This window comes from Metabacillus mesotrionivorans (genome assembly GCF_052171315.1).
Taxonomy (GTDB): Bacteria; Bacillota; Bacilli; order Bacillales; family Bacillaceae; genus Bacillus_P.
Genome location: NZ_JBQMFF010000010.1, coordinates 82,667 through 96,927, shown reverse-complemented (window position 1 = coordinate 96,927; position 14,261 = coordinate 82,667). Strand labels below are relative to the sequence as shown.

The window sequence follows — 14,261 nt, the reverse complement described above, 5'->3', positions numbered from 1 at the left end:
GGGGTGATGTTATGAAAACAAAGCGAAGTGCAAAGCTCAGTCAGCTCATTGAAACGTTAAAGCATTATAAGTTTATACATATTTCCATGTATTTTTTGCTTGCTGCTGTCATTTTTGTCTCACTTTACAGCAATGTAAAGCCGGAAACGGTTGATGTTGAACTTTTTACTTACTCTGATCAGACAATCATAGCTCCGACTCAGGCGGAAGATACGTTTGAAACAGAAAGCAAACGGCAGGAAGCGTACGATGCCGTTCAAGATGAATATGTCTTGAGAAAAGACTATGTCGTAAACCGCGTAGAAGTCATAACATCGATCTTTGACTTTGTAAAAGAAACAAACAAAGAGACGGCAGCTGAAATAAAGCTGCAAAATGAAAGTGTGACTGAAGGCGAAGAGGCATACACAATATCAATTGACGAAAAGCTCATTCGGCTGAAGGACAAGCTTACAGAAGATATCAGAGAAAAAATTTCAGATGATACATTCACTGCCCTTCTTGAATCCTCCGATAATGAGCTGAATATAGCCAAGGATGCAGCGGTCACGGCAGTCAACCGGGTGATGAGCGAGGAAATTCCCCTGCAGAAGCAGGATGAGGCAAAGGATCTGGTTGAAGAGGACCTTACATCCTCAAATTTAAGGGCGGACTTACTGAAAGCAGCGATTGAGCTCGGAAGATATGCCGTTATTGCGAACTATGTCTTTGATCTTGATGCGACAGAAGAGAAAAAGCAGCAGGCATACGATGATGTAAATGAAGTGCAGATTAAACAGGGGCAGATTCTTGTTGAAGAAGGCGGTTACATCAGCAGGGATATCTACCGCAAGCTTGATCTTGTCGGTCTGCTTGACAATAAGCTTGCTTTGAAGCCGTTTGCGGGGCTGCTTCTGATGATCCTGCTGATCCTTGCGGCGCTCATTTATTACTTTGAGGCACCTGACAGGCAGCCGCACAGAAAAAATCATTCTCTCATTCTGTATGTCCTGATATTCAGCATTACAATTCTGATGATTAAAATTATCAGCTTCTTTCAGGAAATCAATTATAATAACGTAGGGTATCTCGTTCCTGTCGCTATGGGAGCCATGCTGATCAAGCTGCTTCTCCATGAAAGACTGGCCATTTTGACAAGTATTATATTTGCTGTGTGCGGCAGCATTATCTTTAATGAAGGCGTAACGGGGACATTCAATTTCACGATCGGCATATACTTCCTGTTCGGCAGTATAGCAGGCGTCCTCTTTTTGAACGACCAGAACGTCAGGTCAAGAATTTTGCAGACGGGATTGTTTGTGTCGCTGATCAACATCATGATCATCACAGCCATCACCCTGATACAAAACGGAAGCTACTCGAATATTGAGCTTGGCTCTTATTTCATAATGGCTCTTGCTTCCGGACTCATATCGTCTGTGCTGACAATTGGATTCATGCCGTTTTTTGAAACGGGATTCGGCATTCTCTCCACGATGAAACTGATAGAGCTGTCGAACCCAAATCACCCTCTGCTCAGAAAAATTCTGACTGAAACACCTGGGACATATCATCACAGTGTCATGGTCGCAAATCTTTCAGAAGCAGCGTGCGAGGCAATCGGCGCGAATGGACTGCTTGCCCGCGTGGGAGCCTATTACCATGATATTGGAAAAACAAAACGGCCTCAGTACTTTATTGAGAACCAGATGAATATTGAGAATCCGCATGATAAGCTGTCTCCTCAGCTAAGCAAAAATGTGATTATCGCACATGCTTCAGACGGTGCGGAAATGCTAAGAAAACACAAAATGCCCAAAGAGTTTGTGGATATTGCAGAACAGCATCACGGGACAACCCTGCTGAAGTTTTTCTATCATAAAGCTAAGCAGAACCACCCTGATATATACGAAGAAGAGTTCAGATATCCCGGACCGAAGCCGCAGACAAAAGAAATCGCGATTATTTCGATTGCAGACAGTGTAGAGGCTGCGGTAAGATCCATGTCGAGTCCGACACCGGATAAAATTGAGAAGCTGATACGCGGGATTATTGCGGACAGGCTTCAGGACCATCAGCTGAACGAGTGTGATCTGACACTGAGGGAACTGGACATCATTGCGAAATCATTCAGCGAAACATTAAAGGGAATATTCCATTCAAGAATTGAATATCCGGAAATTACAAAACAGAAGGTGAAACAGGCATGAACAGAATCATAATCGATATGGAGGATGAAACAGATCAGCTCGCACAGGACCAGCTTTCAATGGTCGAAAATCTGCTGCAGCACGCGGCTCAAACAGAGAACGTGCCTCAGGATGCAGAGCTTTCTGTTACGTTCGTAGACAATCAGAGAATTCAGGAAGTAAACAGAGAGTACCGGAACAAAAATCAAGTAACGGACGTCATTTCTTTTGCGATGGAAGAGATGGGTGAAGGCGAGGTTTCAATCGTCGGCGGGGAAGATATGCCGCGCATCCTCGGGGATATCATCATTTCTGTGCCCCGTGCAAAGGAACAGGCGGAAGAATACGGCCATTCTTTTACGAGAGAGCTCGGATTTCTGGCTGTTCACGGACTTCTTCATTTGCTCGGATATGACCACATGACAGAAGATGATGAAAAAAAGATGTTCGGCAAACAAAAGGATATTCTCGATGCGTATGGACTTAAAAGAGAAGTCTGAGCGTGAACGGTTTTTAAAAAGTTTTTATCATGCATGGCAGGGGATAAAGATGACCCTGATTCATGAGCGGAACTTTCAGATTCATGCAGCTGTTTGTCTGATCGTGACAGGGGCCGGGCTGTACTTTCACCTGTCTGCAGTCGAATGGATCATCGTTCTTTTCCTGATGGGAGGAATGCTCTCGCTTGAGCTCATGAATACGGCGGTAGAGCGTGTTGTTGACCTTGTAACCGCCGACTATCACCCGCTTGCAAAGGCAGCCAAAGATGCAGCAGCCGGCGCTGTTTTGATTTATGCCATTCTTGCGGTTATGATAGGGTTACTCATTTTCTTTCCAAAGATCCTTTAAGTTATGAGAAAATTCTTACAATTAAATTACATTTGCGGCAATCAGGTGAAATTTCATTCCGGCAGAGGTAAAATAGAAGTACACAGAGCCGCTTAAGAAAGGGAGAATAGCATTGAACTCAGAACAACTCATCAAAGAAGCAATAGCAGCTCGGGAAATGGCATATGTTCCTTATTCCAAATTTCAGGTTGGTGCTTCTCTATTAACGAAAGACGGAAAAGTGTACAGAGGCTGCAACATTGAAAATGCCTCATACGGCATGACAAACTGTGCAGAACGGACAGCGCTTTTTAAGGCTGTTTCAGAAGGAGACAAAGAGTTTGCGGCAATTGCCATCGTAGCAGATACCGAGGGCCCTGTGTCCCCATGCGGTGCGTGCAGACAGGTCATCTCGGAATTGTGTCCAAAAGACATGAAAGTAATATTGACAAATTTAAAAGGCGACGTAAAAGAATGGACAGTTGCTGAATTATTGCCCGGGGCATTTTCATCGGAGGATTTGAATGAGTAAAAATGAATATAAGTCAGGTTTTGTTTCCATTATCGGCAGACCGAACGTCGGGAAATCAACATTTTTAAACCGCGTGATCGGACAGAAAATCGCGATTATGAGCGACAAACCGCAGACAACACGTAATAAAATACAAGGCGTATATACAACAAACGAATCTCAGATTGTGTTCATAGACACACCTGGAATCCACAAACCAAAGCACAAGCTGGGCGATTTCATGATGAAGGTAGCCCAGAATACGCTTAAGGAAGTCGATGTCGTCTTATTTATGATCAATGCAGAAGAAGGCTACGGCCGCGGAGATGAATTTATCATTGAAAAACTTCAGCATACAAAGACACCAGTTTTCCTGATCATTAATAAAATAGACCAGATCCATCCGGATCAGCTTCTGCCGCTGATTGACCAGTACCGCGCATTCTATCCCTTCAAGGAAATTATTCCGATTTCAGCTCTTCAGGGCAATAATGTGGACACTCTTCTTGAACAGATTGAATCCTATCTTCCAGCGGGACCTCAGTATTACCCTGCCGATCAGGTGACAGATCACCCTGAACGGTTCATTATTTCTGAACTTATCAGGGAAAAAGTGCTGCATTTAACACGCGAAGAAATTCCCCACTCGGTTGCAGTGGTAATTGATGCCATCGAAAGACGCGACAACAATCAGTCCATTTATGTAAGTGCAACCGTTATTGTCGAACGCGATTCACAAAAAGGAATCGTCATCGGCAAGCAGGGGAAAATGCTGAAAGAAGTAGGCCAGCGGGCAAGGGCAGATATTGAAGCGCTGCTTGGCACGAAAGTATTTTTGGAGCTTTGGGTGAAAGTGCAGAAAGACTGGCGCAATAAAATGAATCAGCTCAGAGACTTCGGTTTCAGAGAAGACGAATATTAAAGGCTCCTTGAAATTAACAAATTTTATCTAACATGAAACGAAGGATGTTCGGTCAAGATAACGGTATAGAATTGGATAACAGCTTGCTTCTCTTAACAACAGAAAGGCGGGGTTAACATGCTTGATTTTACCTGGAAAGTGTTCATTCAGACAGGTAATATTGATACCTATCTTCTTTTTAAGGAAATGGAAAAAGATACTGGTGACGGACCCGATTTACATGATCATGAGGTGACAGAAGCGGACTTTCCAATTTCGTGATCTGACCGAATCCTTCTGGATGGTGAGAATGATTGCTTCAAAAATGCGAAGGCATTGTGATACGGACAAATGATTACGGTGAAACAAACAAGATTGTGACACTTTATACCCGTGAGCTTGGAAAAGTGGGCGTTATGGCGAGAGGTGCTAAAAAACCGAACAGCCGCCTGACTGCTTCTACACAGTTATTCACTTACGGGTATTTTTTATTTCAAAAATCAACAGGTCTCGGCGGTCTTCAGCAGGGAGAAACGATTGCATCAATGAGAGGCATAAGGGAAGATATTTTTCTGACGGCATATGCGTCCTATATGGCCGAGCTGCTTGATAAAAGCACGGAACAAAATGACCCTAATCCCTTTCTTTTTGAGCTTTTCAGCCAGTCTCTCAAGCTTTTAAATGAAGGAGTGGACCCGGACGTTCTGCAGCACATTTTCGAGATGAAAATGCTGAATGTTCTTGGTCTTTATCCTCAGCTTGACTCTTGCGTTAACTGCGGAAGCAGGGATGGGACGTTTCATTTTTCCATTCGTGAAAACGGCTTTTTGTGCCATCGCTGCTTTGAAATGGACCCTTACAGACTCAAGATCTCACAGGGAACCGCCAAGTTGCTGAGGCTGTTTTATTATTTTGATCTGGAAAGGCTTGGACAGGTGTCGTTAAAACCCGAAACGAAGGCTGAGCTGAAAATGGTCATCCATACATACTACAGCGAGTACTCAGGCCTTTTTCTTAAATCCAAGCGGTTCCTTGATCAGATGGACGCGCTGCGGGGCAAGCTGTCGGAATAACGGGCCTATTGACTTTGAACAGGCATTCAGGTTATGATGCTAGTAATTATATGGAGCTGCTATGAAGGAAAAAGAGTATTTGCTGCAGTTGTGTGAAAGCGAGCCCGGGACGGTGGAAGCCGGGTGACAACAGGCAAAGAAAGGCGTTTCCCGAGCGGCGCTTACGGAAAGTGGCAGTGCAAAAATGCACTTGCAATTAGGGTGGAACCGCGGGGTAACTCTCGTCCCTATGCTGAGATTAAGCAGCATAGAGACGGGAGTTTTTTTGTTGCTTATCTTGTGAATGACAATCAATTTTGGAGGTGCATGTTATGAATATTCAAGACATGATTTTGACATTGCAAAAACACTGGTCTGATCACGGCTGTGTATTAATGCAGGCGTATGACACAGAAAAAGGGGCAGGTACAATGAGCCCGTATACATTCCTGAAAGCTGTAGGTCCGGAGCCTTGGAAGGTAGCCTATGTTGAACCTTCCCGCCGCCCGGCAGACGGCCGCTACGGTGAGAATCCAAACAGACTGTATCAGCATCATCAGTTTCAGGTCATTATTAAGCCTTCTCCCGACAATATCCAGGAGTGGTATCTCGATTCTCTTAAAGCGCTTGGCATTGACCCGCTGAAGCATGATATCCGTTTTGTTGAGGATAACTGGGAAAACCCGTCTCTCGGATGCGCGGGACTCGGGTGGGAAGTTTGGCTTGACGGCATGGAAATTACGCAGTTCACCTACTTCCAGCAAGTTGGGGGACTCGAATGCAAACCTGTATCTGTTGAAATTACTTACGGTATTGAACGTCTCGCATCCTACATTCAGGATAAAGAAAATGTGTTCGATCTGGAATGGACAGAAGGATATACTGTGCGGGACATCTTCCTGATGCCTGAATACGAACATTCTAAATATACGTTTGAAACATCTGATGCAGATATGCTCTTTAACCTGTTTTCCATTTATGAAAAAGAGGCCCACCGCCAGATGGATGAAGGACTTGTGCACCCTGCTTACGACTATGTTTTAAAATGTTCCCATACCTTCAATCTGCTTGATGCAAGAGGGGCCATTTCCGTGACAGAAAGAACGGGATATATCGGCCGCGTCCGAAACCTTGCCAGAAAAGTAGCCAAAACATTTTATAATGAACGGGAGAAGCTTGGATTTCCAATGCTGAAACAAGAGGAGGCTGAAACAAATGAGTAAACAGGATCTGCTGCTTGAACTTGGACTTGAGGAGCTTCCGGCAAGATTTGTAACAGATGCGATGAATCAGCTTTCTATGAAAGTTGAAAACTGGCTGAAAGAGAAAAACATTTCGTTTGGAGATGTACATGTTTACTCAACTCCGAGAAGGCTTGCCGTTCGGATTGAGGATGTGGCGGAAAAGCAGAAGGATATTGAAGAAGAAGCTAAAGGGCCGGCAAAGAAAATTGCGCTTGATTCAGAAGGAAACTGGTCCAAAGCGGCTGCCGGCTTTTCAAGAGGCCAGGGAGCGTCTCCCGAGGATATTTATTTTAAAGAAATCGGCGGCATTGAATATGCCCATGTCCATAAATTTATTAAGGGAAAAGAAACAGTACAGCTGTTGTCAGAGCTTAAAGACATCATCACAAGCCTGACATTCCCGAAGAATATGCGCTGGGGATCCCAGGATCTTAGATTTGCACGTCCAATCAAATGGATGATTGCGCTCTTTGGCAGAGAAGTCATTCCGTTTGAAATCACCGGTGTAAAAACAGGCAATGAAACAAGAGGACACCGCTTCCTGGGGCAGGATCAGACCGTGCAATCAGGATCTGATTATGAAGAAACCCTGCTTTCACAATACGTTATCGCTTCCCCGGTAAAACGGAAAGAAGCGATCCTGACTCAGCTTCATCATATTGAAGAAGAAAACGGGTGGGAGATTCCGATTGATAAGGATCTGCTTGAAGAAGTAACAAATCTTGTGGAGTATCCGACGGCGCTGTTCGGTAAATTTGAAGAAGAGTATCTGTCTCTTCCTGAAGAAGTTCTGATTACAACGATGAAAGAACATCAGAGATATTTCCCTGTGAAAAACAAAGAAGGAAAGCTGCTTCCATACTTTGTGACTGTCAGAAACGGTGATCACAACCATATTGAAAATGTAGCAAGAGGAAACGAAAAAGTGCTGCGTGCACGCCTTTCTGATGCTGCGTTCTTCTATAATGAAGATCAGAAGCTTGTGATTGCAAATAATGTAAAGAAACTCGATAAAATCATTTTCCACGAAGAACTTGGTTCCACAGGCGATAAAGTGAGAAGAGTAACGGCATTGTCTGAAAACCTGGCAGACCGTTTTGCGTCAGAAGCAGAGAAAAAACATGCTGTGCGTGCAGCAGAAATCTGCAAATTTGACCTGGTCACTCATATGGTCTATGAATTCCCTGAGCTGCAGGGAATCATCGGTGAAAAATATGCCAGAGCATTCGGAGAAGCAGAAGAAGTGGCAGTCGCCATTAATGAACACTATATGCCTCGTCATGCAGATGATGCAGCACCTTCAACGACCGCGGGTGCAATTGTTGCTCTTGCGGATAAACTGGATACGATTGCGGGCTTCTTCTCGATCGGCGTCATTCCGACAGGATCGCAGGATCCATATGCACTAAGACGCCAGGCGAGCGGTATTGTTCATATTCTTCTTGCTAAGCAGTGGAAGGTGACACTTGATGAATTGTTTGAAGCTGCGCTTGCGCCATTTGAAGGATCGGATAAAGCAAAAGTGATGGCAGATTTGCGTTCGTTCTTTAAAATGCGCATCAAGCATGTTCTTGATGAAAAGAAAATCAGATACGATATCGTCGATGCGGTTCTTGGTTCTGAACAGCTTGAACTTACGGCTGTCCTCTCCAAAGCGGAAGTTCTGGCCGCAGCTGCAGGTGAAGCAGGATTTAAAGAAGAAATGGAAGCTTTTGCGCGCGTTCAGAATATCTCCAAAAAAGGAACGGGTGACACTGTAGATCCTTCTTTATTCAAGAATCAGGAAGAAAAAGATCTTTACAGCAAGTACACAGAAGCAGCGGAAGCATACGCTGCACACGAAGCCCGCGGCGAGTATAAAGAAGCGTTTAAAGCTCTTCGCTCCCTTCAGCCTGCCATTGAGAAATATTTCAGCGAAACCATGGTTATGGCAGATGACGAAGCACTGAAAACAAATCGCCTTGCCCAGATGAAAAAGCTTGCAGCGCTCATTGAATCCTTTGCGGACATGAACGCTGTCATTGTAAAATAGAGAAACGAGGACGGTTGCCTTAAGGCAATCGTCCCGTTTGTTTACGTATTTCAAAAGCAGCCTGTGAAAAGGTTCTTTTCAATCTGCTCAAATAGTATATAATATTTTTATATGAGTATAACCTATTTGGATTGAGTTGAAAGCAGAACTATAGATACATATGTATTGGAACCTTAAGGTGGTGAGTACAATCGAATTAAATAAAAGACAGGAACATATTCTGCAGATTGTAAAAGCAAGCGGGCCGATTACCGGCGAACACATTGCAGACCAGCTGAATTTAACGAGGGCAACACTGCGGCCTGACCTTGCCATCCTGACGATGGCCGGATACCTGGAAGCGAGGCCGAGAGTCGGCTATTTCTACACAGGCAAGACCGGAGCCGGCATGCTGTCTGATAAACTGAAAAAACTTCAGGTGAAGGATTTTCAGTCCATACCTGTCGTTGTAAATGAAAATGTGTCTGTTTACGATGCCATTGTGACCATGTTCCTTGAAGATGTGGGGACGCTCTTTGTAGTCGACCAGGGGTCCATCCTTGTCGGTGTGCTGTCAAGGAAAGATCTTCTCAGGGCAAGCATCGGAAAGCAGGAGCTTGCATCGATACCGGTCAATATCATTATGACAAGAATGCCGAACATCACGATGTGCAGCAGAGAGGACAACATCGTGGATGTAGCGAAATATTTAATTCATAAACAAATTGATGCCATTCCAGTTATTAAAGAAACAGATAAAGGGTTCGAAGTAACAGGCAGAATTACAAAAACAAATATGACAAAGATATTGGTCGGACTAGCGGAGAATGAAATCATCTAACTGGGGAGTGGGGAATGGTATGTACAATCGTCATGTCTATGTTGTTTCGGATTCTGTCGGAGAAACGGCTGAACTGGTCATCAAAGCTGCGATCAGCCAGTTCAACGGGTACGCTGCAGACACCAAAATCAAGCGGATTCCATATGTTGAGGACCTTGGAACGATTAAAGAGATTATCGCTCATGCAAAGCTTGAACAGGCTATTGTCTGCTTTACCCTTGTTGTGCCTGAACTAAGGCAGGGACTGATTGAGGAAGCGGATGCACAGGGCGTCGTTTATTACGATATTATCGGACCGCTCATTGATAAAATGGAATCTGCGTACGGCATCTCAGCCAAATATGAGCCGGGTAGAGTCAGAAAACTTGATGAAGATTACTTCAAAAAGGTTGAGGCAATTGAATTTGCCGTAAAATACGATGATGGAAGAGATCCAAGGGGCATAATGAAAGCGGATATCATCCTTGTCGGTGTGTCAAGAACGTCGAAAACACCGTTGTCCCAGTATTTGGCGCACAAACGGTTTAAAGTGGCCAATGTTCCGCTCGTTCCGGAAGTTGAACCGCCTGAAGAGCTGTTTAAAGTGTCGCCGCAAAAATGCATCGGTCTTAAAATAAGCCCGGACAAGTTAAATGATATCAGAAAAGAACGGCTCATTTCACTGGGACTGAACGACAAAGCGATCTACGCCAATATTGACAGGATCAAGGTGGAGCTCGAATACTTCGAAAAGATCATCGACAGGATTGGCTGCCAGGTAATTGATGTTTCAAATAAAGCGGTAGAAGAGACAGCCAACATGATCCAGAACATCATGAACAAATACAATTAAATCTCAAACTGATTTAAAGACTCAGAGTGGCCTGATACTCTGAGTTTTCTGCATGTATCTTGTTTACAGCTTTAATTGGCTAAAAACAATGGAAAAATGAAAGACTTTGTATTATAATAAAAAATTGTGATAAAATTACTTATTTTAGGTTTAGACTTGACTTATTACGAATAAACTATTTATTGTGATCTGTCAAGTTAATCATTAAAAAAAAATTCGACAAATTCAGTCTTGATTTCCTCTGGCATCTTTTCTGGATAGTTTAGAAGGAATCCTTCGGAGTGATGTAGAATAGTGAAAGACGGCGAAAAAAAGATGCAGATTATTGTCGACGCAGATGCGTGTCCGGTTAAACAGGAGATTGCTGATCTGGCTGCAGTACACGGGGTACGGGCCCTGTTTATTGCTTCCTACAATCATCAGTCATCAACTACATATGGATGCGACTGGGTATACGTGGACACAGGAAAAGAAGCTGCTGATTTATACATTGTTAATCACACCTCGAGGCACGATACAGTTGTGACTCAGGACATCGGTCTTGCAGGGCTTCTCCTTAAAAAAGGGGTTACAGTTATCACACCCCGGGGTATAGAACTTACAGAAGATTCGATTGAAACAGCTCTTCAGTTCAGGTATCTTTCCGCAAAGGAACGGCGAAGCGGGAATCATACGAAAGGACCGAAGAAGTTTACCGGAGCAGACCGGGAGCATTTTGTCCGCACCCTTCAAAAGATTTTGTCGAAAGATGCAGGAATTAGTGATTAAATCGCGAATATTAGTTTCACGGAGATGTTACTATGGCAAATCGTATTCCTGACGAACTTATTGATCAGATTCAGAAGTCTGCAGATATCGTGGATGTTGTAGGCGAATATGTTCAATTGAAAAAGCAGGGGCGAAATCATTTTGGTCTCTGTCCTTTTCATGGAGAAAAATCTCCGTCATTTTCTGTCTCGCATGATAAGCAGATCTACCACTGTTTTGGATGCGGCGCCGGCGGAAATGTGTTCTCCTTTCTGATGCAGATAGAAGGGCTTTCCTTTGTGGAGGCGGCCGGATCTTTAGCAGACAGGCTGAACATAGAACTGCCGGATCATATTCATTCCGCCCAGCCAAAAGACGCAAACAGCGAAGATGAAAAAATGATTGAAGCTCATGAACTGCTGAAAAAGTTTTATCATCACCTGCTCGTAAACACGAAAGAAGGCCAGGAAGCACTTGATTATCTGACTGGCAGAGGCTTCGATAAGGAAACAATCGATCAATTCGAAATCGGCTACTCGCTTGATTCGTGGGATTTTGCTGCGAAATTCCTGACCAAACGCGGATACAGTCCCGAAATGATGGAACGAGCCGGACTGCTTGTTAAGAAGAACAATTCTGATTCTTATCTTGACCGCTTCAGAAACAGAATTATGTTCCCGATCCTTGACCATACAGGGAGAACAATCGCTTTCTCCGGCAGAGTGCTCGGGAAGGAACAGCCGAAATTTCTGAACAGCCCGGAAACCCCGATTTTTAATAAGAGCAAAGTCCTTTACAATTTTCATCAGGCAAGAGTACATATACGCAAAAATCAGCAGGCCGTTTTATTCGAAGGTTTTGCCGATGTGATATCTGCCGTCCGTTCAAATGTGCCGAATGCGATTGCCACAATGGGAACATCGCTTACAGATGCCCAGGCAAAAATCATTAAAAGAAATGCAGGAGATGTTATCATATGCTATGACTCTGATTCTGCAGGCCTGGAAGCAACGCTCAGGGCTTCAAAAACACTTGCTGCCGCAGGATGCAAAATGCGGGTAGCCGCCCTGCCTCATGGTACAGACCCTGATGACTACATCCGGACACACGGAGCTGAGAAGTTCAGGCAGGATGTAATAGGGGCAAGCATTACGCTTATGGCATTTAAGATGCAGATGTTCAGAAAAGGCAAAAACCTGCATGATGAAGGACAAAGACTGCAATACATCGAAGATATAGTAAGAGAGCTGAGTCTTCTTGACAATCCTGTTGAAATTGAGCTTTATCTGAAACAGCTGTCTGAAGAATTTTCACTCTCAATGGATGTTTTGAAAAGCCGCGTGCTGGATCAAAAAGGAAGCAGGCAGCGTGAGCCGAAAAAAGAGCAGGCTGCGCCGGCATCTCCAAAAACGGAGACAAGGAAACCGCAGCAAAAGCGCCTTCTGAAAGCTTATCATAACGCCGAAAGGCTGCTCATTGCCCATATGCTGAGAAATAAAGAAATCGCCCAAAAAGTGCTGGACAGGGTGGGGCTGCAATTTAATATTGAGGAACACAGAGCCATTATTACTTACTTATATGCTTATTACGAAGAGGGCTTTGAAGCAAATGTAAGCTCCTTTCTAAGGAGACTGCCTGATCATAAGCTTCATCAAGTGGTTTCAGATATCGCCATGCTTTCCGTCAATGAAGAAATTTCGGAGCGGGAGCTGTCAGATTATATCAAACAGGTGTTGAATCACCAAAATTGGTTAATGATAAAAGAAAAAGAATCTGAAAAGCACGATGCAGAACGCAAAAAGGATTTTGTCAAAGCTGCCGGCATTGCCATGGAAATCATTAAGCTGAAGCAAAGCCTTAAGTAGCACTGAAATGAGATTCACTGTTGCTGATTGATTAATTTTTTTCCAATCAGAACATTACTATAAAGCACTAATTGCAAGAGTTTGGAAGGAGGGGATCCAATGGCTGATAAACAAACCCATGATTCTGAATTGACATTGGAACAGGCTAAGGACCAATTAACTGAAATCGGAAAAAAACGTGGAGTTTTAACATACGAAGAGATTGCTGAACGCATGTCAGGCTTCGAAATTGAATCAGACCAAATGGATGAGTATTATGAGTTCCTGGGTGAACAGGGTGTTGAACTGGTGGGAGATAACGAATCAACAGAAGACCCGAACATTCAGCAGCTTGCAAAGGAAGAAGAGTTTGACCTGAATGACCTGAGTGTGCCGCCTGGCGTTAAAATAAATGACCCTGTCCGCATGTACCTTAAAGAAATCGGACGAGTTGACCTTTTGACTGCAGACGAAGAGATTAAGCTTGCAAACCGTATAGAAGAAGGAGACGAAGAAGCGAAAAGAAGACTCGCTGAAGCAAACCTCCGACTTGTAGTCAGTATTGCAAAACGGTATGTAGGCCGCGGAATGCTGTTTCTCGATCTGATTCAGGAAGGCAACATGGGACTTATGAAGGCGGTAGAGAAATTCGATTACCGTAAAGGCTTTAAATTCAGTACCTATGCTACATGGTGGATTCGCCAGGCCATTACTCGCGCCATTGCCGACCAGGCAAGAACGATCCGTATTCCTGTTCATATGGTTGAAACGATTAACAAGCTGATCCGGGTTCAGCGCCAGCTGCTTCAGGATTTAGGCCGCGAGCCTTCACCGGAGGAAATTGCAGAAGATATGGATCTGACACCGGATAAGGTCAGAGAAATCCTTAAAATTGCCCAGGAGCCAGTTTCTCTTGAAACTCCAATCGGGGAAGAGGATGACTCGCATCTTGGTGACTTTATAGAAGATCAGGATGCCACTTCTCCATCGGAGCATGCTGCATACGAACTTTTAAAAGAACAGCTTGAAGATGTTCTTGATACTCTTACTGACCGGGAAGAAAACGTGCTTCGTCTCCGCTTTGGACTTGACGACGGACGCACCCGCACTCTTGAAGAGGTTGGAAAAGTTTTCGGTGTGACAAGAGAACGTATCCGTCAGATTGAAGCAAAAGCGCTTCGCAAGCTTCGCCATCCAAGCAGAAGCAAACGATTGAAAGATTTTCTGGAATAGAAAGCGGACAATTTGTCCGCTTTTTTTTGTTGTTTAAAAACTGTAACAT

General features: G+C 44.0%; 14 protein-coding genes. All 14 read left to right on the top strand.

Annotation, left to right across the window (positions count from 1 at the left end; genetic code table 11):
* Positions 1–11 precede the first annotated feature (11 nt).
* The 14 genes from ACTSEZ_RS19070 (at position 12) to rpoD (ending at position 14,212) form a co-directional block, all read left to right on the top strand.
* A complete protein-coding gene (locus ACTSEZ_RS19070; RefSeq protein WP_369735905.1) occupies positions 12–2,189 on the top strand; it encodes an HD family phosphohydrolase in 2,178 nt (725 codons plus the stop codon).
* Entirely contained in the window at positions 2,186–2,668 is a 483-nt protein-coding gene (gene ybeY / locus ACTSEZ_RS19065; RefSeq protein WP_369735904.1) for an rRNA maturation RNase YbeY, read from the top strand. Before ACTSEZ_RS19070 ends, ybeY begins: the two co-directional genes overlap by 4 nt.
* Complete coding sequence (locus ACTSEZ_RS19060) at positions 2,640–3,017, top strand: diacylglycerol kinase family protein (RefSeq protein WP_369735903.1); 378 nt, start codon at positions 2,640–2,642, stop codon at positions 3,015–3,017. The genes ybeY and ACTSEZ_RS19060 overlap by 29 nt, the downstream gene beginning before the upstream one ends.
* Before the next feature lie 112 nt (positions 3,018–3,129).
* The gene (locus tag ACTSEZ_RS19055) at positions 3,130–3,528 is read left to right on the top strand and encodes a cytidine deaminase (RefSeq protein WP_369735902.1); all 399 of its coding nucleotides are present in this window, start codon (positions 3,130–3,132) and stop codon (positions 3,526–3,528) included.
* Positions 3,521–4,429, top strand: a complete 909-nt coding sequence (era, locus tag ACTSEZ_RS19050) for a GTPase Era (RefSeq protein WP_029279593.1) — start codon at positions 3,521–3,523, stop codon at positions 4,427–4,429. Before ACTSEZ_RS19055 ends, era begins: the two co-directional genes overlap by 8 nt.
* Before the next feature lie 117 nt (positions 4,430–4,546).
* Positions 4,547–4,690 carry a YqzL family protein gene (locus ACTSEZ_RS19045; protein ID WP_369735901.1) on the top strand — a complete coding sequence of 48 codons (144 nt, stop codon included), beginning with the start codon at positions 4,547–4,549 and terminating at the stop codon, positions 4,688–4,690.
* Between the two features lie 32 nt (positions 4,691–4,722).
* The gene (gene recO / locus ACTSEZ_RS19040; RefSeq protein WP_369735900.1) at positions 4,723–5,481 is read left to right on the top strand and encodes a DNA repair protein RecO; all 759 of its coding nucleotides are present in this window, start codon (positions 4,723–4,725) and stop codon (positions 5,479–5,481) included.
* A 311-nt stretch (positions 5,482–5,792) separates the two neighbouring features.
* A complete protein-coding gene (gene glyQ / locus ACTSEZ_RS19035) occupies positions 5,793–6,683 on the top strand; it encodes a glycine--tRNA ligase subunit alpha (RefSeq protein ID WP_035207207.1) in 891 nt (296 codons plus the stop codon).
* The gene (glyS, locus tag ACTSEZ_RS19030; RefSeq protein WP_369735899.1) at positions 6,676–8,736 is read left to right on the top strand and encodes a glycine--tRNA ligase subunit beta; all 2,061 of its coding nucleotides are present in this window, start codon (positions 6,676–6,678) and stop codon (positions 8,734–8,736) included. Before glyQ ends, glyS begins: the two co-directional genes overlap by 8 nt.
* A 181-nt stretch (positions 8,737–8,917) precedes the next feature.
* Positions 8,918–9,556, top strand: a complete 639-nt coding sequence (gene ccpN / locus ACTSEZ_RS19025) for a transcriptional regulator CcpN (protein WP_029279601.1) — start codon at positions 8,918–8,920, stop codon at positions 9,554–9,556.
* Positions 9,557–9,575: 19 nt separating this feature from the next.
* Complete coding sequence (locus ACTSEZ_RS19020; protein WP_369735898.1) at positions 9,576–10,388, top strand: pyruvate, water dikinase regulatory protein; 813 nt, start codon at positions 9,576–9,578, stop codon at positions 10,386–10,388.
* 315 nt (positions 10,389–10,703) lie between these two features.
* Entirely contained in the window at positions 10,704–11,156 is a 453-nt protein-coding gene (locus ACTSEZ_RS19015; RefSeq protein WP_369735918.1) for a YaiI/YqxD family protein, read from the top strand.
* 32 nt (positions 11,157–11,188) lie between these two features.
* Positions 11,189–13,000 carry a DNA primase gene (gene dnaG / locus ACTSEZ_RS19010; RefSeq protein WP_369735897.1) on the top strand — a complete coding sequence of 604 codons (1,812 nt, stop codon included), beginning with the start codon at positions 11,189–11,191 and terminating at the stop codon, positions 12,998–13,000.
* Positions 13,001–13,099: 99 nt separating this feature from the next.
* A complete protein-coding gene (rpoD, locus tag ACTSEZ_RS19005; RefSeq protein WP_029279609.1) occupies positions 13,100–14,212 on the top strand; it encodes an RNA polymerase sigma factor RpoD in 1,113 nt (370 codons plus the stop codon).
* Positions 14,213–14,261 lie beyond the last annotated feature (49 nt).